Source organism: Bacillus sp. PK3_68, assembly GCF_003600835.1.
Lineage (GTDB): Bacteria > Bacillota > Bacilli > Bacillales > Domibacillaceae > Pseudobacillus.
Genome location: NZ_NQYC01000001.1, coordinates 2,402,944 through 2,423,415, shown reverse-complemented (window position 1 = coordinate 2,423,415; position 20,472 = coordinate 2,402,944). Strand labels below are relative to the sequence as shown.

Annotated in this window: 18 protein-coding genes and 1 pseudogene; 15 read left to right on the top strand and 4 right to left on the bottom strand. The window is 43.9% G+C overall.

The features are described from left to right. Positions 1-59: 59 nt before the first annotated feature. From CJ483_RS12360 to CJ483_RS12350, 3 genes and pseudogenes are all read left to right on the top strand, one after another. Positions 60-280 (top strand): annotated as a pseudogene (locus CJ483_RS12360) (YuzB family protein); the annotation flags it as partial. A gap of 239 nt (positions 281-519) precedes the next feature. After that, positions 520-1,818 (top strand): HD domain-containing protein, encoded by a 1,299-nt coding sequence (locus tag CJ483_RS12355; protein WP_120035374.1) that lies wholly within the window; start codon positions 520-522, stop codon positions 1,816-1,818. 33 nt (positions 1,819-1,851) lie between these two features. Continuing rightward, positions 1,852-2,355 (top strand): YwgA family protein, encoded by a 504-nt coding sequence (locus CJ483_RS12350; RefSeq protein ID WP_120035372.1) that lies wholly within the window; start codon positions 1,852-1,854, stop codon positions 2,353-2,355. 167 nt (positions 2,356-2,522) lie between these two features. Here the strand turns inward: CJ483_RS12350 and CJ483_RS25775 are convergent, their stop codons facing one another. Then, positions 2,523-2,858 carry a 2-hydroxymuconate tautomerase gene (locus tag CJ483_RS25775; protein WP_259455636.1) on the bottom strand — a complete coding sequence of 112 codons (336 nt, stop codon included), beginning with the start codon at positions 2,856-2,858 and terminating at the stop codon, positions 2,523-2,525. Between CJ483_RS25775 and CJ483_RS12340 the strand changes: the two genes are divergently transcribed. Both CJ483_RS12340 and CJ483_RS12335 read left to right on the top strand, forming a co-directional pair. Further along, positions 2,834-3,478: a site-2 protease family protein gene (locus CJ483_RS12340; protein ID WP_120035370.1), complete on the top strand. Its 645-nt coding sequence runs from the start codon at positions 2,834-2,836 to the stop codon at positions 3,476-3,478. The two genes, CJ483_RS25775 and CJ483_RS12340, sit on opposite strands and share 25 nt — an antisense overlap. Positions 3,479-3,505: 27 nt before the next feature. Then, entirely contained in the window at positions 3,506-4,012 is a 507-nt protein-coding gene (locus CJ483_RS12335) for a YwhD family protein (RefSeq protein WP_120035368.1), read from the top strand. A 233-nt stretch (positions 4,013-4,245) separates the two neighbouring features. Here CJ483_RS12335 and CJ483_RS12330 read toward each other — a convergent pair whose 3' ends face one another. Further along, positions 4,246-6,300 carry a transglycosylase domain-containing protein gene (locus CJ483_RS12330; RefSeq protein ID WP_120035366.1) on the bottom strand — a complete coding sequence of 685 codons (2,055 nt, stop codon included), beginning with the start codon at positions 6,298-6,300 and terminating at the stop codon, positions 4,246-4,248. 190 nt (positions 6,301-6,490) lie between these two features. Between CJ483_RS12330 and speE the strand changes: the two genes are divergently transcribed. Next, a complete protein-coding gene (gene speE / locus CJ483_RS12325) occupies positions 6,491-7,321 on the top strand; it encodes a spermidine synthase (protein WP_120035364.1) in 831 nt (276 codons plus the stop codon). A gap of 32 nt (positions 7,322-7,353) precedes the next feature. Beyond that, a complete protein-coding gene (speB, locus tag CJ483_RS12320; protein WP_120035362.1) occupies positions 7,354-8,241 on the top strand; it encodes an agmatinase in 888 nt (295 codons plus the stop codon). Positions 8,242-8,368: 127 nt separating this feature from the next. Here the strand turns inward: speB and CJ483_RS12315 are convergent, their stop codons facing one another. Further along, positions 8,369-8,710: a hydrolase gene (locus tag CJ483_RS12315; RefSeq protein WP_120035360.1), complete on the bottom strand. Its 342-nt coding sequence runs from the start codon at positions 8,708-8,710 to the stop codon at positions 8,369-8,371. Positions 8,711-8,870: 160 nt separating this feature from the next. Here CJ483_RS12315 and CJ483_RS12310 point away from each other — a divergent pair, with 160 nt between their 5' ends. Beyond that, on the top strand, positions 8,871-9,314 hold the full coding sequence (locus CJ483_RS12310) for a YwiB family protein (RefSeq protein WP_259455635.1): 444 nt from the start codon (positions 8,871-8,873) through the stop codon (positions 9,312-9,314). An 83-nt stretch (positions 9,315-9,397) separates the two neighbouring features. Further along, the gene (argS, locus tag CJ483_RS12305) at positions 9,398-11,068 is read left to right on the top strand and encodes an arginine--tRNA ligase (RefSeq protein ID WP_120035356.1); all 1,671 of its coding nucleotides are present in this window, start codon (positions 9,398-9,400) and stop codon (positions 11,066-11,068) included. Positions 11,069-11,111: 43 nt separating this feature from the next. Here argS and CJ483_RS12300 read toward each other — a convergent pair whose 3' ends face one another. Then, a complete protein-coding gene (locus CJ483_RS12300) occupies positions 11,112-12,305 on the bottom strand; it encodes a phospholipase D-like domain-containing protein (protein WP_120035354.1) in 1,194 nt (397 codons plus the stop codon). Between the two features lie 212 nt (positions 12,306-12,517). On the opposite strand from CJ483_RS12300, the gene CJ483_RS12295 reads away from it, so the two are divergent. The 6 genes from CJ483_RS12295 to CJ483_RS12265 all read left to right on the top strand — a co-directional run bounded on the left by CJ483_RS12295 (position 12,518) and on the right by CJ483_RS12265 (position 20,463). Continuing rightward, the gene (locus tag CJ483_RS12295; protein ID WP_120035352.1) at positions 12,518-14,698 is read left to right on the top strand and encodes a (Fe-S)-binding protein; all 2,181 of its coding nucleotides are present in this window, start codon (positions 12,518-12,520) and stop codon (positions 14,696-14,698) included. A gap of 207 nt (positions 14,699-14,905) precedes the next feature. Then, a complete protein-coding gene (locus CJ483_RS12290) occupies positions 14,906-16,084 on the top strand; it encodes an acetyl-CoA C-acetyltransferase (RefSeq protein ID WP_120035350.1) in 1,179 nt (392 codons plus the stop codon). 421 nt (positions 16,085-16,505) lie between these two features. Then, entirely contained in the window at positions 16,506-17,357 is an 852-nt protein-coding gene (locus tag CJ483_RS12280) for a 3-hydroxybutyryl-CoA dehydrogenase (protein WP_120035346.1), read from the top strand. A gap of 33 nt (positions 17,358-17,390) precedes the next feature. Next, positions 17,391-18,527, top strand: a complete 1,137-nt coding sequence (locus CJ483_RS12275) for an acyl-CoA dehydrogenase (RefSeq protein ID WP_120035344.1) — start codon at positions 17,391-17,393, stop codon at positions 18,525-18,527. Between the two features lie 14 nt (positions 18,528-18,541). Beyond that, complete coding sequence (locus CJ483_RS12270) at positions 18,542-19,681, top strand: acyl-CoA dehydrogenase (protein ID WP_120035341.1); 1,140 nt, start codon at positions 18,542-18,544, stop codon at positions 19,679-19,681. A gap of 143 nt (positions 19,682-19,824) precedes the next feature. After that, positions 19,825-20,463, top strand: a complete 639-nt coding sequence (locus CJ483_RS12265) for a TetR/AcrR family transcriptional regulator (protein WP_259455634.1) — start codon at positions 19,825-19,827, stop codon at positions 20,461-20,463. The last annotated feature ends 9 nt before the right edge of the window (positions 20,464-20,472 follow it).

Genomic DNA, 20,472 nt, shown 5'->3' with positions numbered 1-20,472 from the left:
TTTTTTTCGATGTAAAATACCGTTTAGCTTAACCTTATTTAAGAAAGGATTGTATATAGATGGCAAACGAATTTCGAGTTTGCGATGATTGCCAGGCAGTTAACTTGAAAACTCTTGTGCCAAAGCTGAAGGGCATCGATCCAGAAGCAAAAATCGACGTAGCCTGTCAGTCTTACTGCGGCCCTGGCCGTAAAAAACATTTACTTTTGTCAATAACCGACCGGTTGCTGCTTTAACTGAAGAAGAACTTATGGAAAAAGTAAAGAAGAAGCTAAAGAGATAAAGATGAATCACCTGTCGGATGTTGGATAAGGTGATTTTTTGTTTAAGAAGCACCGGCTCCAGAATCGGTGAATGATTCTATGAACTTCGTTTCCTACCGGTATTTCTTCGACAAAGAGCACATAGAACGCCCCCTTTATTTCACTATATGCAGGAGAAAGAAGGTTTCTTCCTCCTATCTTCATAATTTCTTCGCTATAATTAAAATAATGAATAAGTATGAATAGGGGGGACAAAATGGAGTACGCAAAGAGCAAGCTGAAAGAAGAAAAAGTGTTTAAGGACCCTGTTCACCGTTATATCCACGTTCGCGATTTAGTTATTTGGGATTTGATCGGTACAAAAGAGTTCCAGCGGCTGCGTCGGATTCGTCAGCTTGGAACGACATATTTGACGTTCCATGGAGCGGAACATAGCCGTTTTAATCATTCACTAGGCGTTTATGAGATTGTTAGACGCATTGTCGACGATGTATTTGCAGAGCGTCCAGAATGGAACAGGGAGGACCGCCTGCTTTCGTTGTGTGCCGCTCTTTTGCATGATGTCGGACATGGACCGTTTTCACATTCATTCGAAAAAGTGTTTCAGCTCGATCATGAAGAGTTTACGAAGCAGATTATTCTTGGAGAAACTGAAGTGAATGCTGTGTTATCAAGAGTGAGTAAAGACTTTCCTAAACAAGTGGCAGAGGTCATTGGCAAAACTCATGAAAACAAGCTTGTTGTCAGTTTAATCTCGAGCCAGATTGATGCAGACCGAATGGATTATCTCCAGCGTGATGCATATTTCACTGGGGTCAGCTACGGACATTTTGATATGGAGCGCCTGCTGCGTGTGATGCGGCCGCGTGAGGATCAAGTTGTCTTCAAGCAAAGCGGGATGCATGCGGTAGAAGACTATATTATGAGCCGCTATCAAATGTATTGGCAAGTATATTTCCATCCGGTAACCCGAAGTGCAGAAGTTCTGCTGACAAAAATTCTCCATCGGGCGAAAGAGCTGGACCGCCAAGGCTACGCTTTTACATATGCACCTTTGCATTTTTACTCCATCTTTCAAGAACAATATAGTCTTGCAGACTACTTGAAACTCGATGAAGCGGTCATGCTGTATTACTTTCAAGTTTGGCAGGAAGAAAAAGATCCGATTCTAAGTGACTTGTGCCGCCGATTTGTCAATCGAGATTTATTTAAGTACGTCGAATTTGACCCTGCTAAAGAGTACCGCAAGCATAGCGAGCTGGAAGCATTGTTTAGAAAAGCCGGCATTGACCCGGAATACTATCTTGTGTTTGATTCTTCGTCGGACCTTCCTTACGATTTCTATCGGCCGGGAGAAGAAGAGGAGCGGCTGCCGATTTACTTGTTGATGAATACAGGGGAGCTGCGCGAACTATCACGTGAGTCGGATATTGTTGATGCCATTTCAGGTAAGAGACGAACAGACCATAAGTTATATTTTCCTGCCGATTTATTAAATGACGATTCGTCAAAACGCAATATTAAACGGCAAATACGATCCATTTTAGAAATCTGACGCCGGGAATGATACAGTGGGAGTTGAGAAAAGTTGTTAAAAGAGCATGCAAAATTGATGGGGGTCTTTGCGGCCTGCGGAGAAGTCATTGGGCGGAAAAAACTGCAAAAGATGATCTACATTGCGAAGAAAATTTCATTTCCTTTTCAGGAGAAATTTGAGTTTCATTTTTATGGCCCTTATTCAGAAGAGCTAACGCTTCGAGTGGAAGAATTATGCAACATGGAATTTATTGATGAAGTTAGAGAGAAAAAAGGCGGTTATTATCAATACCGTTATACGTTAACAGAAGAAGGCAAAGCTTTTCTTCAGCATGCTGAAGTAGACATACCGCATTTACAGGAAGCGGTCACAGAAATGAATAACCAAAGCGCCCGATTCCTTGAGCTTGTGTCTACCGTTCTTTACTTCGATGCACTGACGAGAGAGGAAGTAGCAGAAAAGATTTTTACATTAAAAAGAAAACAGCGCTACACCGAGGAAGAGATTGAAGAAGCTTATACTTATATTGAGCAGTTAAAAGCCCAACTGCAATAAGGAAAGCAAAACCCGATGCTAAGGAATGAGAAGCCTAGGCTGAGTTGATGAAATGATGATTTGCAGCCATGTAACGAGAGTGGCTGATAGCCTCAAGTCTTCAAGGAGCACGGAATGGGGCAATAAAAGAGCCCGCTTTCAAACGGACTCTTTTACCGATTAAGCCATTAATCTTCGTCACTGAGTCTTTTACCGGCAACAGCATAATGGTTTTTAGACATTTCTTCAATGAAAACCACTACTTTGTCCACAGAAGCGCCAGTTGTTTCCGTCACAGCGGCTGTCACTTTTTCGACAAGCGCCTTTTTCTGCTCTTCTGTACGGCCCTCTAGCATTTTTACAGTTACGTAAGGCATATTTCTTGGCTCCCTTCCATATGGTTCAATAACAATACAACCAAATTGTATGCTTTTCAAAGGGGACAAGCAATATATCAAGATGAAAATCTCTACTAAAATAAAATAAAGGGGTTTAACATTTGGACCGATTTTTAGCTTTTTCATTGCAGGAACTGCCGTTTGTCGTGATTACGCTCATTGTGGCCTTCACCTTCCATGAATTTGCCCATGCGTATGTTGCTCATAAATTCGGGGATGATACGGCAAAGAACCAAGGCCGGCTAACGCTCAATCCTGTTCATCATCTCGATCCTATCGGGACAATTTTACTTTTAATTGCTGGATTCGGATGGGCAAGGCCAGTACCGGTTGACCGCCGAAATTTTCAAAATCCCCGCCTTGCAGGAATACTAGTATCACTTGCCGGCCCTCTGAGCAATTTTTTAATTGCCGCCATTGCTTACGGAATTTTATTTTTTTCTGTTGGTGCAGGGCTGCCGCCATTTTTTATTGATCTGCTTAATATGATGGTTTGGCTCAATGTTGTTTTATTCGTGTTTAACCTGTTGCCGCTGCCGCCGCTTGACGGTTACCGGATTATCGAGGATATCGTCCCGCCATCTGTCCGGGTTAAGTTAACGCAGTACGAGCAGTATGGCACGCTAATCTTTTTGATTCTTGTCATTACACCGCTTTATCAATACACAATCCAGCCAATTTTTAGTTTTGTGTTGCCTTCCATCATTCAAGGCTTTAACACGATTTTTATGATACTGTTTGGTTAATGCGACTGTAAGAAAGGAGAATGTCTTATGGAAAAAAAGAAAAAGGTTGGCTTTAATATTATTAAAAATGATCCAACAGATGGTCACAAAGGCTTTGGAAAAGGAGCTCTTTCCCTGGAGAATGTTTCTCCAGTCTTTATCGACGTGGAGGAGAGAGAAGCCTTCATTGATGTAGGTGCTATGCACGCCCGCAGTGCTGTAGAAAAAGGAATTAAGTTCCTCTCAAACAAAGAAGAGGTTCCGGAAGGCGCCAAGCCATACTGGCTCGTCTGGGTAACGGTAGACCAGGGAGAGAAGGGCCCCTTCTATGCAGGTGTCACAGCGTGCGAGTTAACGGTCAATCGTGAAAAACGTCGCGGCTACAAGTCGCTTCCCGAACATGTGAATCGCATGGATAAATCGTTGAAAAGCCATGTGATTGTCGAACATATGGATGCTCCTTCGAAAGAGGTGCTGAAAGCTTTTTTACAAAATCATAATGCTGAAATGTGGGAAAACTCTTCTGCAAAGTTAAAGGAAGACTTAACAGATTGATTATCCTTTTATTCCCTTTTTAGTGAACAATATTTGAACGTTTTTTGAAAATGATGTTCACATCTTGCCCAATAACTAGAAAGAAAGTACACTTAAGGTAATGCATAAATTGCATAAGCTAGGACAAGAAAAAGCCCCGGACCGCACATCCGGGGTTTTTTCTTGTCCTATTTTAGTTAGGTGAGCGCATCATTTGACAAAGACAAAAAGGGTAAAAATAGTAGAGTTTTTGTCTAGAAAAGAGGAAATAGACGCTTCATCCAGCTTTCCTCGTTTTTCTTTTCTTTGGTTTTCTCTTTTTTCGGTAAATGATCCGTGCAGTATTCTTCTGGCTCGGTCCCTTCTATAAAATACATTTTTCTCGTTACTGGACAGTGGCTGCTCGCGATCTTTCCATTCTCCGGGTTGATATCTACGGCGATGACGCCTTTAGGCTTTGGAAATTTCTTCACCGCTTTGCCTCGGTGAGCATTCTCCATAAAACTGAGCCACATGTCTTTGGCATAATGCTTGTCCTCAACTTTCCTTATTTCCCTGCCATCGTCATATCCTGTCCATATGCCGGCAGCCAGCTGGGGAGTGAATCCGATCATCCAGTAATCATAAGTAGTTGACCCTGACTTGCCGGCGTAGGGACGTGTCATTTTCGGCACGAGCGAAGCGCCGGTCACACTAGCATAGCTACTTAGATTTTTGTCGAACATCCCGGTCATCATATGAGTGAGTACGGCTGTTTGTTTTTTATCAAATCGCTGCTCTTTGTCCGGTTTATGTTCGTAAAGAACCTCTCCGTTCGCATTCTCTACCCGCTGAATAAAAATAGGCTCTTCGTATTTTCCGCCGTTTGCTATGGTGGCGTAAGCATTCACCATTTCGAGCGCACGGACCCCGGATGTACCCAGTGCCAGTGACGGCAGTGGTTTTAGCTGGGTGGATATTCCAAAACGCTCCGCTGTTTTAACAAGGGTTTCCGGCTTTAAAAACAAGTGTGTTTTAACGGCATAAATATTATCTGAAACAGCAAGCGCCTGTTCCATGGTTACCTCTCCGTCAGCATAGCGTTGGTTAAAATTGCTTGGCTTATATACCTTTTGGCCATTATCGTACTGGAAGGCTGTTTTTTCGCTTGTTAGCCGGGTGGCGGGAGTATAGCCGTTTTCAAGTGCCGCATAATATAAAAATGGCTTAAATGTCGATCCTGGCTGGCGAATAGCCTGGATTGCCCGGTTATAAGAGCTCTCGTTAAAGTCTTTTCCTCCAGCAAGAGCAGTGACAAAGTGTGTTTTCGGTTCAATGGAAACGAATGCGGGCTGAATGTCGGAATCGTCAGGAATCACTTTTTTAATGGTTTTCTCGGCAATGTATTGATGCTCCCTGTTTAACGTAGTGTAAACACGCAGTCCGCCAAGTGCAATGGTCTGTTCATCCACGCCTAGCTTATTAGCGAGTACTTGCTGGACAGCTTGCCGAAAGTAGGGAGCTGCTTCCGAATCGGTATGCAAATGCTCACCAATGATGTGCACTTTATCTGCAACTGCTCTCTGGTGTTGCTCAGGTGTAATCACACCACTCTCTTCCATTTCATTTAAAATTACCTTTTGTCGTTCTTTAGCCTTTGCTAGTGACGAAAGGGGCGAATAAATAGAGGGGCCCTTTGGTACGCCGGCGAGCATGCTGGCTTCTGCTAATGACAGGTTTTTTGCACTCTTGCCGAAATAGAATTGGCTGGCAGCTTCAATGCCATAGGCCCCGTGTCCATAATAAATTGTATTTAAATAACCTTCTAAAATTTGTTCCTTCGTATAGTTCATTTCAATCCGAACGGTATAGAGCGCTTCAGACAATTTACGCTTCCATGTTTTATCATGGGAAAGATACAGGTTTCGGGCGTATTGCTGGGTAATCGTGCTGGCTCCTTGAACTTTAGCCATGGCTTTCACATCAGCGACGGCCGCTCCTGCCATTCGTTTAAAATCAAAGCCATTATGCTCGAAGAACTTCTTATCTTCTACAGCAAGAGTAGCTTGAACAAGGTAGGGGGATACTTTATCAAGACTGACCCAATACCTTTTTTCCCCGGTATAGCTTTCACCGATCACCTGTCCGTCAGCGGCATAATAAATTGTAGACTGCGGGACGGCCACTTCCGGTTCGCCCAGCATCTTTACGTATAAAAAACCGGCTCCAATAAGCAGCAACAGGCCAGCCGCAGCAAAAAGACCGAGAAACAATCCTGCGCGTATCCATTTAACTGTTTTGTGATAGCCTGACAGGGTAATGACTGTCATATAAGGTTACCTGCCTTAAAAAGAATAATTACACATAGTATGAAAAAAATTCCTAATTTTTAAACGTAGTAGAGGGATATTTTCATACAGATGGAACCGGCGGAAAAAATAACTTGAATTTTTGCGGGATTCCACTATACTTTTTTCAGTGCAATTGGAAAACATTCATTTGCAGAAAGGAAGAGATGACATGAGCGAACTTTGGTATACAGAAAAACAGACGGAAAACTTTGGGATTACAATGAAGGTTAAGCGTACGCTTCATACAGAGCAAACCGATTTTCAATATTTAGAAATGATGGAGACAGAGGAATGGGGCAACATGCTGTTTTTAGACGGCATGGTTATGACATCTCAAAAAGATGAATTTGTTTACCATGAAATGGTGGCACACGTACCATTGTTTACTCACCCAAACCCGGAAAATGTTTTAGTTGTCGGTGGTGGGGACGGCGGTGTCATCCGCGAGGTGTTAAAGCATCCGGAAGTGAAAAAAGCAACACTTGTTGATATTGACGGTAAAGTAATCGAATATTCAAAGAAGTTCCTGCCTGAAATTGCAGGGGAACTGGACAATGCGCGTGTGGATGTACGTGTAGATGATGGGTTTATGCATATTGCTAAGAGTGAAAATGAATATGATGTAATCATGGTTGATTCAACAGAACCAGTTGGCCCGGCAGCAAGCTTGTTTACTAAGGGCTTTTATGCCGGCATTGCCAAAGCACTAAAAGAGGATGGTATTTTTGTTGCACAAACAGATAATCCTTGGTTCAAAGCAGATCTAATTCGTGAAGTACAGCGTGATGTAAAAGAAATTTTCCCAATTACACGCTTGTATACAGCGAATATCCCTACTTATCCGAGTGGCATGTGGACATTCACCATCGGCTCAAAAAAATATGATCCGTTGGAAGTGAGCGATGAGCATTTCCACGAAATTGAGACGAAATATTATACGAAGGAACTGCACAAGGCGTCGTTCGTTCTACCGAAATTTGTAAAAGATTTAACTGAGTAATCGGCTATTTTGATAAAAGAGGTGGGAAAGTTATGCGTTTTGATGAAGCGTATTCGGGCAACATCTTTATTGGTGCCCAGCAGGAATATAAGAACAGCCGGGTAGTCTTATACGGCATGCCAATGGACTGGACAGTCAGCTACCGTCCAGGTTCCCGTTTTGGCCCGGGGCGTATTCGTGAAGTATCAATTGGCTTGGAGGAGTACAGTCCTTATCTGGATCGCGAACTGGCGGAGGTTAATTATTTTGATGCGGGGGATATTCCGCTGCCTTTTGGCAATGCAGCAAAAAGTCTGGATTTAATCGAGAACTACATTGACAGTCTATTAGCAGACGGAAAATTTCCGCTTGGCATGGGCGGCGAGCACCTTGTTTCCTGGCCGGTCATGAAGGCTGTCGCAAAAAAATATCCTAATCTGGCAATTATTCATATGGACGCCCATACAGATCTCCGTACAGAGTATGAAGGCGAACCGCTTTCCCACTCTACGCCAATCAGAAAGATTGCTGAATTGATTCATCCTGAAAATGTTTACTCCTTCGGTATTCGTTCCGGAATGAAAGAAGAGTTTCAATGGGCGAAGAAAAATGGGATGCATATCTCTAAATTTGAAGTACTTGAGCCGCTGAAAGAAATTTTGCCGAAGCTTGCTGGCCGGCCGGTATATGTCACAATTGATATTGACGTTCTTGATCCAGCTCATGCTCCGGGAACTGGAACGGTGGACGCAGGAGGAATTACTTCCAAGGAATTGCTGGCGGCTATCCATGCAATTGCCCATTCCGAAGTGAACGTTGTTGGCGGTGACCTTGTAGAAGTAGCTCCAATCTACGATCCTTCCGAACAAACGGCCAATACTGCCGCTAAGCTAATTCGTGAAATGCTGCTTGGCTGGGGCTTAGTGAACAAGGCAAAGTAAGAGCCGTTCGGTTAGAGAGAATAGAATGAGACGTTGTACTCAATCAGGGGAGGCCGATTGGTTAGCCTTCTAAAATAGCACCCGGCATACGAGATTGCCGGGTGCTTAATTCTTTTGGGAAATATAATTAAAAGTCTTTTCTATCATTGAGGCGGTATTCATCTAAAATGCCCATCTCATCAATATGGCGTCGGGCTTGCTCGTCGCCAAATTTATAAATCAAACCGTAAATGGCGATAAGCGCCCGGTCATACTTATCATTTTTTTCTTTGTAAGAATAATCGAGATAAGGAACATGAGCGCGGACAAAGGTTTCAATCTCAGCTCCATATTCTTCTTCAAAGACACGCTTGATAAAAGCGGCCTCCTGATCAGTGGCTTCTATTCTGAAATTGCCTTCACTTGCAGCGGTGGGCAACACTTCTTTACTGGCAGGATCTACATAGTATATTCTTTTTACCTCTTCCATCGTTCAACAACTCCAATCCCTTTTTCTATTGATGTACCACAAGTGATCCCTCTTTAATCATGCATTCAGCGAAATTTCAACGATGTCCATTGCATTTTTAAATAAACATTTTTATACTTAATAAGTTATAAGGAAGAATTTTTAAAAGGATGTGAACAGCTTGGCACAGAATCCGCAAGCATCTGTTCCTGTCGATATCCATTTAACAACAAGCATTGAACATGAGGGAGAGAAGGAAGTTTTTAAATTTATGCTCTCCGGGGAATTTCAGGAAAAGAATGGGTCCTTTTTTTTGAAGTATAATGAAATTCAAGAAGAGGGCACGATTCAAACGATTGTGAAGTTTTCTGACAAAGGCGCTGTTATTTTACGCAGCGGTGCTATCAAGATGAGACTGCCGTTTAACGAGAAGGAACAAATGAATGGTTCATACGAGAGTCCTCAAGGCACATTGGCTATGTCAACTCGAACAAACAAGCTGTCGCACAGCCATACATACAAAGAATCGCAACTTGAAGGAGCGCTCCGGCTTGACTACCATTTGCTTATGCAGGGAATAGCAGTGGGCAGTTATACACTGGATCTTACGTTTAAAAGTACATAGAGAAACGTTTCATAGGAGGAACATAACAAGGGGCATTTCCCATTCTTTAAAGCATCGAAGAATATTGAGGAGGTATCATAGAAATGAACGTAGCAGAGAAGGTACAGGAGGAGTTAAAGGAGGAAGTAAAGGCGGCAGTGTTGAAGGCCGGTTTAGCTCAGGAAGAAGAAATTCCCGTTGTAGTATTAGAAACGCCAAAGGAAAAGGCACACGGTGACTATTCAACGAACATGGCGATGCAGCTGGCTCGCGTGGCGAAGAAAGCTCCGCGTGTCATTGCAGAAGAGATTATTGCTCACTTTGATCTCTCAAAAGCCTCCATTGAAAAAATTGAAATTGCTGGTCCTGGCTTTATTAACTTTTATATGAACAACGCGTATTTAACCGACCTGATTCCAGTTGTATTAAAAGAAGGCGGGGATTATGGGAAAACAGACGCTGGTCACAATGAAAAGGTTCAAGTGGAGTTTGTATCTGCCAACCCAACGGGAGATTTGCATCTTGGTCATGCCAGGGGAGCCGCTGTCGGCGATTCCTTGTGCAACGTGCTTGAAAAAGCCGGTTACAACGTTACCAGAGAATATTACATTAACGATGCTGGCAACCAAATCAACAATTTGGCTTTATCTGTTGAAGCCCGCTATTTCCAGGCGCTCGGCCAAGATAAGGAAATGCCGGAGGACGGTTACCACGGTCAGGACATCGTTGGCATCGGAAAAAAGTTAGCTGATGAGTTTGGTGATAAGTTCGCTGCAATGACGGAGAAAGAGCGATATGAGGCATTCAGGGAATATGGCCTGAAGTATGAAATGGAAAAGCTAAAAACTGACCTGGAGAATTTTCGTGTTCCATTCGATGTTTGGTATTCGGAAACTTCCCTTTACAAAAATGGAAAGATTGATGAAGCGCTTGCTGCCTTACGTGAAAAAGGCCATATTTATGAAGAGGATGGGGCGGTTTGGTTCCGCTCAACGGCATTCGGGGATGACAAAGATCGCGTTTTAGTGAAAAATGATGGCACCTACACCTATTTAACGCCAGACATTGCATATCATAGAGACAAATTTGAGCGCGGCTACCAAAAAGTAATCAATATTTGGGGAGCCGATCACCACGGCTACATTCCACGAATGAAAGCAGCGGTAGAAGCACTTGGCTATAATCCGGATAATTTAGAAGTTGAGGTTATTCAACTTGTTCATTTATACAAAAACGGCGAGAAAATGAAAATGAGCAAACGGACCGGAAAAGCAGTAACGATGCGGGAGCTTGTTGAAGAGGTTGGATTAGATGCTGTTCGCTATTTCTTTGCTATGAGAAGCGGTGACACACATATGGACTTTGACCTCGATCTGGCTGTATCTGAGTCAAATGAGAATCCTGTCTACTATGCACAGTACGCACATGCCCGTATTAGCAGTATTTTGCGCCAGGGAGAAGAACAGGAGATCACAGTTAACAAAGAAGCAGACTTGTCACTCATCGGTGCTGAGAAAGAGATCGACTTGCTAAAGAAAGTCGGCGATTTTCCGCAAGTGGTGGCGGAAGCTGCTGAGAAGCGTATCCCGCACCGCATTGCTAACTATATTCAAGAACTATCCGCTGCGTTCCATAGCTTCTATAATGCGGAAAAAGTGTTAGATCCAAATAATAAACAATTATCTGAAGCTCGCCTTGCTTTAGTAAAAGCTGTGCAGATTACATTAAAAAATGCTCTGCAGCTTATTGGCGTATCCGCACCTGAAAAAATGTAAAGAAAAAGCTTGCCCTGCAAACTGCAGGGCAAGCTTTCTTCTATTACAAAAAATCCTTCAATAAATGGGCAGCTTTTGTTTTCACCTTTTCGCTAAAAGTGAAAGGGTACAAATCTTTTATCGCAAGCGGTCGGCTGTTTTTTAGATCTTCCTCAAGAAAAGGACGAATTTGATGAATGAATGCCTCACTGTAAATAAAACAGTTACACTCAAAGTTGATGATCTGGCTACGGGCATCAAAGTTTGCTGTGCCAAGATCACATACCTTATCATCGAAAATAATAATTTTCGCGTGGTAAAACCCGTTTGTAAATGATTGAATATGGGCATTTGGAAAAAGCAGCAGCTCTCTTAAAAATGGCCAGGCAGCTTCTTTTACAAGCGGATGATCTTCATTACCGGGGATCAGAACCGTAACACAGACACCACGCTCCAGTGCGCGGAGGAGCTCATCAAAGATAGGCTTCGTTGGAATAAAGTAAGGCGTTCCAATAAAAATAGAGTGCTGGGTGTGCTGGATGAGATTGATTAATTTTTCTTGAAGATTTCCGTTTCCAGAAGGGAAAATAACATGTTCCACTCCGCTTTCGCTTTCCAAATCTGTCTCCACTTGCCGAAGATGAGGACGATTCTCCTGGTTCCAATCAGCAATGAACTCTGCTTCTAAATCAATAACACTGCGACCTGTTAAGCGTAAATGGTAATCCCGCCATGGAGAAAGCTGCGGGTTTTTGCTTTTATTTATATATTCGCGACCGACGTTAAAGCCGCCAAGATAGGCAACTGTACTATCAATGACGGTGATTTTTCGGTGATTCCGCTGCTGAAGAGTAAAAAAGAAATAAGGAAGCCGGGGTTTACCAAAAAAGCTCACTTGTACGCCGGCCTGTTTTAAATCATCCAGATGGCGTCTTTTTACTTTTAAACTCCCATGCCAATCCATGAGTAGATATACCTCTATGCCGCTGCTTGCCTTCTCTTTCAATAGGTGAAAAAACTCTCGTGTAACACTATCGTCTTTTACAATATAAAAAAGGCAGTACACACGTTTACGAGCATTTTTTATATCGAAAAAAAATTGCTGAAAAAACTCAGGGCCGCTGCAGATAAAATCAATCGATCCCCTTCTCTTTGGGTACGTTCGCTGGAAAGATTGCCTTTCTGCGTTTTTTTGGCCGAAATAAAGATCCAGCCCAAGCCATGAAGCGAAGAGAGCGAGCCAGAAAAGTATCCTCATGAATCTTTTTCCTCCTTAAAGAAAGCAGCATTACTTCTATGCTTCCCAAAAAGAAAAAAAGACTCTCATAGGAATTGCGTAAAAAATATTTTAATTAGAGGTTGACTGAATGCTCATTCATAATATAATAAAGGTATAAACATTCTGAATAGTAATACTGTTTTTGCAAAGGGGTAAGAAGCAGCTACTTTAGAAAGGAGTGGGAAGGGGTTATGAACGGACTGCTATGGATCAACTTAATTGCAACTATTTTTGTAATCGCTTACGGGGTGTATTTATTCGTTTATTTATTAAAAACTCGTTATGAATACATGAAGTTGGGCAAAAAACAAGCATTTGACAACGATGTGAAGAAGCGATTGGAGAAAATTTGGGTATTCGTGTTCGGGCAGAAAAAGTTGCTGAAAGACAAAAAAAGCGGTGCCATTCATGTCATGTTCTTTTACGGGTTTTTGCTCGTGCAGCTTGGTGCCATTGACTTTATTATCAAGGGTATTGTCCCAGGGGCACATCTGCCGCTTGGCCCGCTGTATGGAGGGTTTAAGTTTTTTCAGGAACTAGTGACCTTAATGATTCTTGTAGCCGTCGTATGGGCGTTTTACCGCCGTTATGTAGAGAAGCTTGTTCGCTTAAAGCGCGGCTGGAAAAATGGCCTCGTTCTGATTTTTATCGGACTCTTAATGCTGTCTGTCTTAATTGGAAACGGCTTGGATCTCATCTGGCATGAAGGAGCAGATGTTCACTGGACGTGGATCGAACCAGTCGCTTCTACTATTGCTGTAGTCTTTTCAGGAATCAGCACCAAGGTGGCCATTGCTTTTTTCTATGTCTCCTGGTGGGTGCATTTACTTGTTTTGCTCACCTTCCTTGTATATGTGCCACAATCCAAACACGCTCATTTAATTTTCGGGCCAGTCAATACGTATTTTCATCGCCTGGATCGTCCGGGGACATTAAAGCCAATTGACTTTGAGGATGAAACGCAAGAAACCTTTGGTGTCGGAAAGATTCAGGACTTTAATCAGCTGCAAATGATTGATTTTTACGCTTGTGTGGAATGTGGGCGCTGTACGAATATGTGTCCGGCTACCGGTACCGGGAAGATGCTTTCGCCGATGGACCTAATTGTCAAGCTGCGCGACCATTTAACGAACACAGGGGCAGCCGTGACATCGAAACAGCCATGGGTGCCGGCATTTGCTTTTGCCAACACACAAGGGAACCAGCTGGCGCTGGCTGGTGGGGCAGAAGCAGCAGCTGCTATGTATCACCCCAGCCTGATTGGCGATGTGATTACCGAAGAGGAGATTTGGGCATGTACGACGTGCCGCAACTGTGAAGACCAGTGTCCGGTTATGAATGAGCACGTCGATAAAATTATTGATCTGCGCCGCTATCTTGTTTTAACCGAAGGAAAAATGGACCCGGAAGCCCAGCGGGCAATGCAAAGCATTGAACGTCAGGGGAACCCTTGGGGACTCAATCGAAAGGAAAAAGAAAACTGGCGTGAGCTACGCGACGATGTCCATGTGCCAACAGTGAAAGAGATGAAAAAAGCAGGAGAGGACTTTGAATACTTGTTATGGGTCGGCTCAATGGGCGCATTTGACAACCGCAGCCAGAAAATCGCTCTTTCGTTTGCTCGTTTGTTAAACGAGGCTGGGGTAAAGTTTGCGATCCTTGGGAACAAAGAAAAGAATTCTGGCGATACGCCGCGCCGTCTGGGCAATGAATTTTTATTTCAGGAGTTGGCGGCAGCGAATATAGCTGAGTTCGAGAAAAACGGTGTAGAGAAAATTATCACGATTGATCCGCACGCGTACAATATTTTCAAAAATGAATATCCGGCGATGGGCTTCAAAGCAGAGGTATATCATCATACAGAACTGCTTGCGCAGCTTGTGAAAGAAGGGCGCCTGAAGCCGCAGCATCCGGTCAATGAGACAATTACCTTCCATGACTCTTGTTATTTGGGCCGCTACAATGACGTCTATGACCCGCCGCGGGAAATTTTAAAGGCGATACCAGGTGTAAAACTGGTAGAGATGGCCCGCAACCGGCAGGACGGTATGTGCTGCGGAGCAGGCGGCGGACTGATGTGGATGGAGGAAGATACTGGCCATCGCATTAACGTAGCACGCACGGAGCAGGCGCTGGCAGTCAGCCCATCTGTCATTAGCTCCGGCTGCCCTTACTGCCTGACGATGCTCTCCGACGGCACAAAAGCGAAGGAAGTGGAAGAAACTGTCGCCACTTATGATGTAGCCGAATTGCTAGAGAAAGCTGTTATCGGCCCACAAAAAGTGGAGGAACTTCCGGAAGAAGAGCAGGCTGAAGAGCAGCGTAAAGCAGTCGTCGCTGAAACAGCTGCTGATACACAAGAGGAAAAATAATAGAGCAGAGAGGAATTCCTCTCTCGCTCCTTTGTTTTTTGAATGTTCATTATTTTCGTTTGATTTTTAATTTATTTTCTTTAAAATAAAAGAATATAAGAGTATAAAAGGGAAAAATGTCCCTTTTCTTATGGGGAATTTTCGAGCGAGCGTTCAGTCAAAGTGGTGAAAGCGTTTTCTTTAAAATGGGTGAAGGGGGAAATAATCATGGCAAAAACAGTAATTATCGATGGGGCTCGTACGCCTTTTGGAAAATTTGGTGGGGGACTAAGCACATTATCGGCTTCACAGCTTGGGGGAATAGCGATTAAAGAGGCTTTAAGACGCGCAGGGGTAAGCCCTGATCAAGTGGATGAAGTGATTTTTGGGAACGTTCTTCAGGCAGGACAGGGACAGATTCCTTCTAGACAGGCAGCTAGGGAAGCAGGGATTCCTTGGGAAGTGAAAACAGAAACCATTAATAAAGTGTGTGCATCTGGCTTGCGAAGCGTCACGATGGCCGATCAAATCATCCGAGCAGGCGATGAAGAGGTCATTGTTGCGGGCGGCATGGAATCCATGTCTAATGCTCCTTATGCGCTTCCTAAAGGCCGATGGGGAATGCGGATGGGAGATGCGCCGATGGTTGATTTGATGATTCATGACGGATTATCCTGCAGCTTTACGGGGGTCCATATGGGGAATTATGGAAATCAAACAGCTGAAGAATTTGGTCTGTCGAGAGAAGAGCAGGATGAATGGGCGGGTCGCAGTCATGAACGAGCAATAGCTGCTATTGAAAATGGCCGCTTGTCAGAAGAGATTGTCGCAGTTGAAGTGCCACAGAGAAAAGGAGACCCTGTCAAAGTAGAGCAAGACGAAGCTCCCCGCAAAGATACCAATAAAGAGGTATTGGCAAAGCTGCGCCCGGCGTTTGGTAAAGATGGAACGATCACAGCGGGCAATGCGCCAGGAATTAACGATGGAGCTGGGGCACTCGTCCTAATGAGTGACGAGCGGGCTGCAAAAGAAGGGAAACAGCCCCTTGCCACAGTGATCGGTCATGCGGAAGTAGCCGTAGAAGCGAGCAAGTTTCCGCAAACTCCAGGGCTTGTCATTAATGAAATTCTAAAAAAGACAGGAAAGTCCCTCCAGGACATTGATTTATTTGAAGTCAATGAAGCTTTTGCTGCCGTTGCACTTGCAAGTGGTAAAATTGCTGATCTTGACCCTGAGAAAGTGAACGTAAACGGCGGAGCCATCGCCCTTGGTCATCCAATCGGGGCAAGTGGAGCGAGAATTATTCTGACCCTTGCTTATGAATTGAGAAGAAGAGGCGGCGGCATTGGAATTGCGGCTATTTGCAGCGGAAGCGGCCAAGGCGACGCCATCATGATTGAAGTGTAAAGAAAAGCGAAAGGCGCTAGCTCAGCACGCTAGCGGATTGGAGCTCTCGACGAGAAGTCGTTTTTCAGACTTCGACAGAGAGAGCGAAATCAGCGTACGTGTTAGCGCCTGCAGCTGGACAAAAGAAAAGCGAAAGGCGCTAGCCCAGCACGCTAGCGGATTGGAGCTCTCGACGAGAAGTCGTCTTTCAGACTTCGATAGAGAGAGCGAAATCAGCGTACGTGTTAGCGCCTGCAGCTGGACAAAAGAAAAGCGAAAGGCGCTCATTCAGCACGATAGGGGATTGGGGAAATTTCAAGAGGCGTGGTTCTTGGATCCTTGTAGAAGGTGTGCACCATTTTTAAGCCAGCGCTTATCCATTCCAAATGGTACTGACAAAAGGGCATATTTGCGCACAAATTAAACAATGGGAGGGGAAATTATGGAAGTAAAAAAGCTAATGGTTATTGGAGCTGGACAAATGGGATCGGGTATCGCCCAGGTTTGTGCCCAGGCTGGTTATGAAGTGCTTTTAAATGATTTGAAAACTGAATTTATTGAACGCGGGATAGGAGTCATTGAGAAAAATCTCTCTCGTCAAGTACAAAAAGAGCGCATGACAAGTGAAGAAAAAGCCGAAATAATCGGGAGGATTTCTACATCAACAGACTTGCAGGATGCGAATGAGGTAGACCTTGTTATTGAAGCAGCGGTAGAAAACATGGACATAAAGTGTAAAATCTTCTCCCAATTAGATAAAATTGCGCCGGCGCATACAATTTTAGCAACCAATACTTCCTCGCTTCCGATTACAGAAATTGCGGCTGCTACAAATCGTCCAGAAAAAGTGATCGGCATGCATTTCATGAATCCTGTACCTGTGATGAAACTTGTTGAAATTATCCGCGGTCTAGCAACAGCAGATGAAGTGTATCAAGCAATTGAGGATATAACAAAAACCCTTTCCAAGGTGCCGGTTGAGGTCAATGACTTTCCTGGTTTTGTAGCAAATCGGGTACTGATGCCGATGATTAATGAAGCAATTTATACATTGTATGAGGGAGTAGCAACAAAAGAAGCGATTGATGAAGTGATGAAGCTCGGTATGAATCACCCGATGGGACCGCTAACGCTGGCTGACTTCATTGGCCTTGATACATGCTTATACATTATGGAAACGCTTCATGATGGCTTCGGCGATGATAAGTATCGTCCTTGCCCATTGCTTCGCAAATATGTGAAAGCCGGTTGGCTCGGTAAAAAGACCGGTCGCGGCTTCTACACATACGACTAAAGCGCCTAACCTTAAACAACAGGAGGAAAAAATATGGAATTGCGATTTTCAGAAGAGCAGCAGATGATGAGGAAAATGGTAAGGGATTTTGCAGAAAGTGAAATCGCACCGTTTGTGGAACGCATGGAGAAGGGGGAGTTTCCTCGTGAATTGATTAAGAAAATGGCTGAGCTGGGCTTAATGGGAATTACAATTCCTGAGGAGTATGATGGCAGTGGGATGGACTTTATTTCTTATATTATTGCGATAAATGAGCTGTCAAAAGTCAGTGCTACAGTCGGGGTTATCTTATCCGTTCACACATCTGTCGGCACCAATCCAATTCTGTATTTTGGCACAGAAGAGCAAAAGCGTAAATATGTACCGAAGCTGGCGACCGGAGAGTATTTAGGGGCCTTTTGCCTGACCGAACCAGGAGCTGGGTCGGATGCAGCCAATTTAAAAACAAAAGCAGTCAAACAAGGGGATTATTATACGATAAACGGTTCAAAAGTATTTATCACAAACGGGGGAGAAGCAGATACATATATCGTCTTTGCTTCAACCAATCCGGCAGAAGGTTCCAAGGGCATTTCAGCCTTTATAGTGGAAAAAAATACACCGGGACTGATCATCGGCAAAGATGAGCATAAAATGGGCCTTTATGGCTCTCGCACCGTGCAGTTAACCTTTGAAGATATGAAAGTGCCGCACGAGCAGCTGCTTGGAAAAGAGGGTGAAGGATTTAAAATTGCAATGGCAAATCTGGATGCCGGTCGTATCGGCATTGCTGCCCAGGCATTGGGGATTGCCGAAGCAGCGCTGCAGGAAGCTACACAATATGCGAAAGAGCGCAAGCAGTTTGGAAAACCGATCGCCGCTCAACAAGGGCTTGCCTTTAAAATTGCTGACATGGCAACAAGTGTGGAAGCAGCAAAATTGCTCGTTTACCGTGCAGCCGGTTTGCGATCACAAGGGCTTGCCTGTGGCAAAGAGGCTTCAATGGCAAAACTGTATGCATCAAAGACAGCCGTTGATGTAGCAATCGAAGCTGTTCAAGTACACGGCGGCTATGGTTATACGAAAGAATATGCCGTGGAACGGTTCTTCAGAGATGCAAAAGTAACAGAAATTTATGAAGGTACGAGCGAGATTCAAAAGATCGTTATCAGCAAACAGTTAATCAAATAAAGGCGGGGAACAAGATGAACTTCCAACTGACAGAAGAACATGAAATGATTCGCAAAATGGTACGGGATTTTGCTAAAAATGAAGTCGCGCCAACAGCAGCGGAACGAGATGAAGAAGAGCGCTTTGACATGGAGCTCTTCCGCAAAATGGCAGATCTCGGATTAACGGGCATTCCCTGGCCAGAAGAGTACGGTGGCATCGGGAGCGATTATTTAGCTTATTGTATCGCTGTAGAAGAGCTGTCAAGAGTTTGTGCATCGACAGGTGTTACCCTGTCCGCCCATACGTCACTCGCTGGCTGGCCGGTTTATAAGTTCGGCACTGAAGAGCAAAAACAAAAATACTTAAAGCCGATGGCCCAGGGGGAAAAGATTGGCGCCTACGGATTAACAGAGCCTGGCTCCGGTTCTGATGCAGGCGGCATGAAAACAACAGCCCGTCTGGAGGGCAATGAATATATTTTGAATGGCTCGAAGATCTTTATCACAAATGGCGGTATCGCCGATATCTATATTGTATTTGCCTTAACAGATCCAGCTTCGAAACAACGTGGTACAACAGCATTTATTATAGAAAAAGATTTTCCGGGATTTTCTGTCGGCAAAAAAGAAAAGAAACTTGGCATCCGTTCGTCACCTACAACAGAGATTATTTTTGAAGACTGCCGCGTGCCGAAAGAGAATGTCCTTGGCTCGGAAGGAGAAGGGTTTAAAATTGCTATGATGACCTTAGATGGCGGACGTAACGGCATTGCCGCCCAGGCAGTCGGCATTGCCCAGGGAGCGCTTGATGCGGCGGTTGAATATGCGAAAGAGCGCAAACAATTCGGCAAACCGATTGCTGCGAATCAAGGCATCTCCTTTAAGTTAGCTGACATGGCCACTGGGATCGAAGCATCCCGCTTGCTCACTTATCAGGCTGCTTGGCTTGAATCAAACAATTTGCCATATGGAAAAGAATCGGCGATGTCAAAGCTGATGGCCGGTGATACAGCAATGAAGGTTACAACCGAAGCAGTACAAATTTTTGGTGGTTATGGCTATACGAAGGACTATCCGGTTGAACGCTATATGCGTGATGCGAAAATTACCCAAATATATGAAGGCACGCAAGAAATACAAAGATTAGTCATTTCGAGAATGGTTACAAAATAATCAAAGCTCTGGCCCGGACAAAATCGGTTATAATGTTAAACAGCAAATTTAAAAGAGTAAAATAACAGCAAATATAAGAGCAGATGAGGAGAGTACCGCTTCTTCTGCTCTTGCTATGTATTTATTAAAGGCGGTTGATAACATTGAATGCGGGCAAGAGAAAAGTACACGCATCTGTAAAAGACGAGCAATTAATCGAAAAAAGACGTTCTGAAATGATTAAAGGGGCCGTTCATCTTTTTAAACAAAAAGGGTTCCATCGAACAACAACGAGAGAAATTGCAAAAGCGGCAGGGTTTAGTATCGGAACGCTCTATGAATATATTCGCACAAAAGAAGATGTTCTTTATCTTGTATGTGACAGCATTTATGATCAGGTAAAAGATCGCTTGCAGCAAATTGATCTAGAGGCAGGTACACTGGAAAGCTTGAAGCTTGGCATCGGCTATTATTTTAAAGTCGTAGATGATATGCAGGATGAAGTGCTTGTTATGTATCAGGAAGCGAAATCTCTTTCAAAAGATGCTTTGCCTTACGTTCTTAAGAAGGAAATGGATATGGTGAGCATGTTTGAAAGGCTGATCCGCCGTTGTGTAGAGAATGGAGAGCTTGATATCGAAGAACAAAAGATTCATATGCTCGCCCAAAATATTTTTGTGCAGGGACAAATGTGGGGGTTTCGACGCTGGACATTGCAAAAAAACTTTACGATTGAAGATTATACCAATGTACAGACGGATTTGCTGTTCTTAGGCATTAACGGCTACAAAGCGAAACAATAAGGGGGACAA

Coding starts and splice junctions, on each gene's coding strand:
- CJ483_RS12355 (WP_120035374.1), top strand. CDS start 520: ATGGAGTACGCAAAGAGCAAGCTGAAAGAAGAAAAAGTGTTTAAGGAC.
- CJ483_RS25775 (WP_259455636.1), bottom strand. CDS start 2,858: ATGAAAAAGCTAAAAATCGGTCCAAATGTTAAACCCCTTTATTTTATT.
- CJ483_RS12335 (WP_120035368.1), top strand. CDS start 3,506: ATGGAAAAAAAGAAAAAGGTTGGCTTTAATATTATTAAAAATGATCCA.
- CJ483_RS12330 (WP_120035366.1), bottom strand. CDS start 6,300: ATGACAGTCATTACCCTGTCAGGCTATCACAAAACAGTTAAATGGATA.
- speE (WP_120035364.1), top strand. CDS start 6,491: ATGAGCGAACTTTGGTATACAGAAAAACAGACGGAAAACTTTGGGATT.
- speB (WP_120035362.1), top strand. CDS start 7,354: ATGCGTTTTGATGAAGCGTATTCGGGCAACATCTTTATTGGTGCCCAG.
- CJ483_RS12315 (WP_120035360.1), bottom strand. CDS start 8,710: ATGGAAGAGGTAAAAAGAATATACTATGTAGATCCTGCCAGTAAAGAA.
- argS (WP_120035356.1), top strand. CDS start 9,398: ATGAACGTAGCAGAGAAGGTACAGGAGGAGTTAAAGGAGGAAGTAAAG.
- CJ483_RS12300 (WP_120035354.1), bottom strand. CDS start 12,305: ATGAGGATACTTTTCTGGCTCGCTCTCTTCGCTTCATGGCTTGGGCTG.
- CJ483_RS12295 (WP_120035352.1), top strand. CDS start 12,518: ATGAACGGACTGCTATGGATCAACTTAATTGCAACTATTTTTGTAATC.
- CJ483_RS12290 (WP_120035350.1), top strand. CDS start 14,906: ATGGCAAAAACAGTAATTATCGATGGGGCTCGTACGCCTTTTGGAAAA.
- CJ483_RS12280 (WP_120035346.1), top strand. CDS start 16,506: ATGGAAGTAAAAAAGCTAATGGTTATTGGAGCTGGACAAATGGGATCG.
- CJ483_RS12275 (WP_120035344.1), top strand. CDS start 17,391: ATGGAATTGCGATTTTCAGAAGAGCAGCAGATGATGAGGAAAATGGTA.
- CJ483_RS12270 (WP_120035341.1), top strand. CDS start 18,542: ATGAACTTCCAACTGACAGAAGAACATGAAATGATTCGCAAAATGGTA.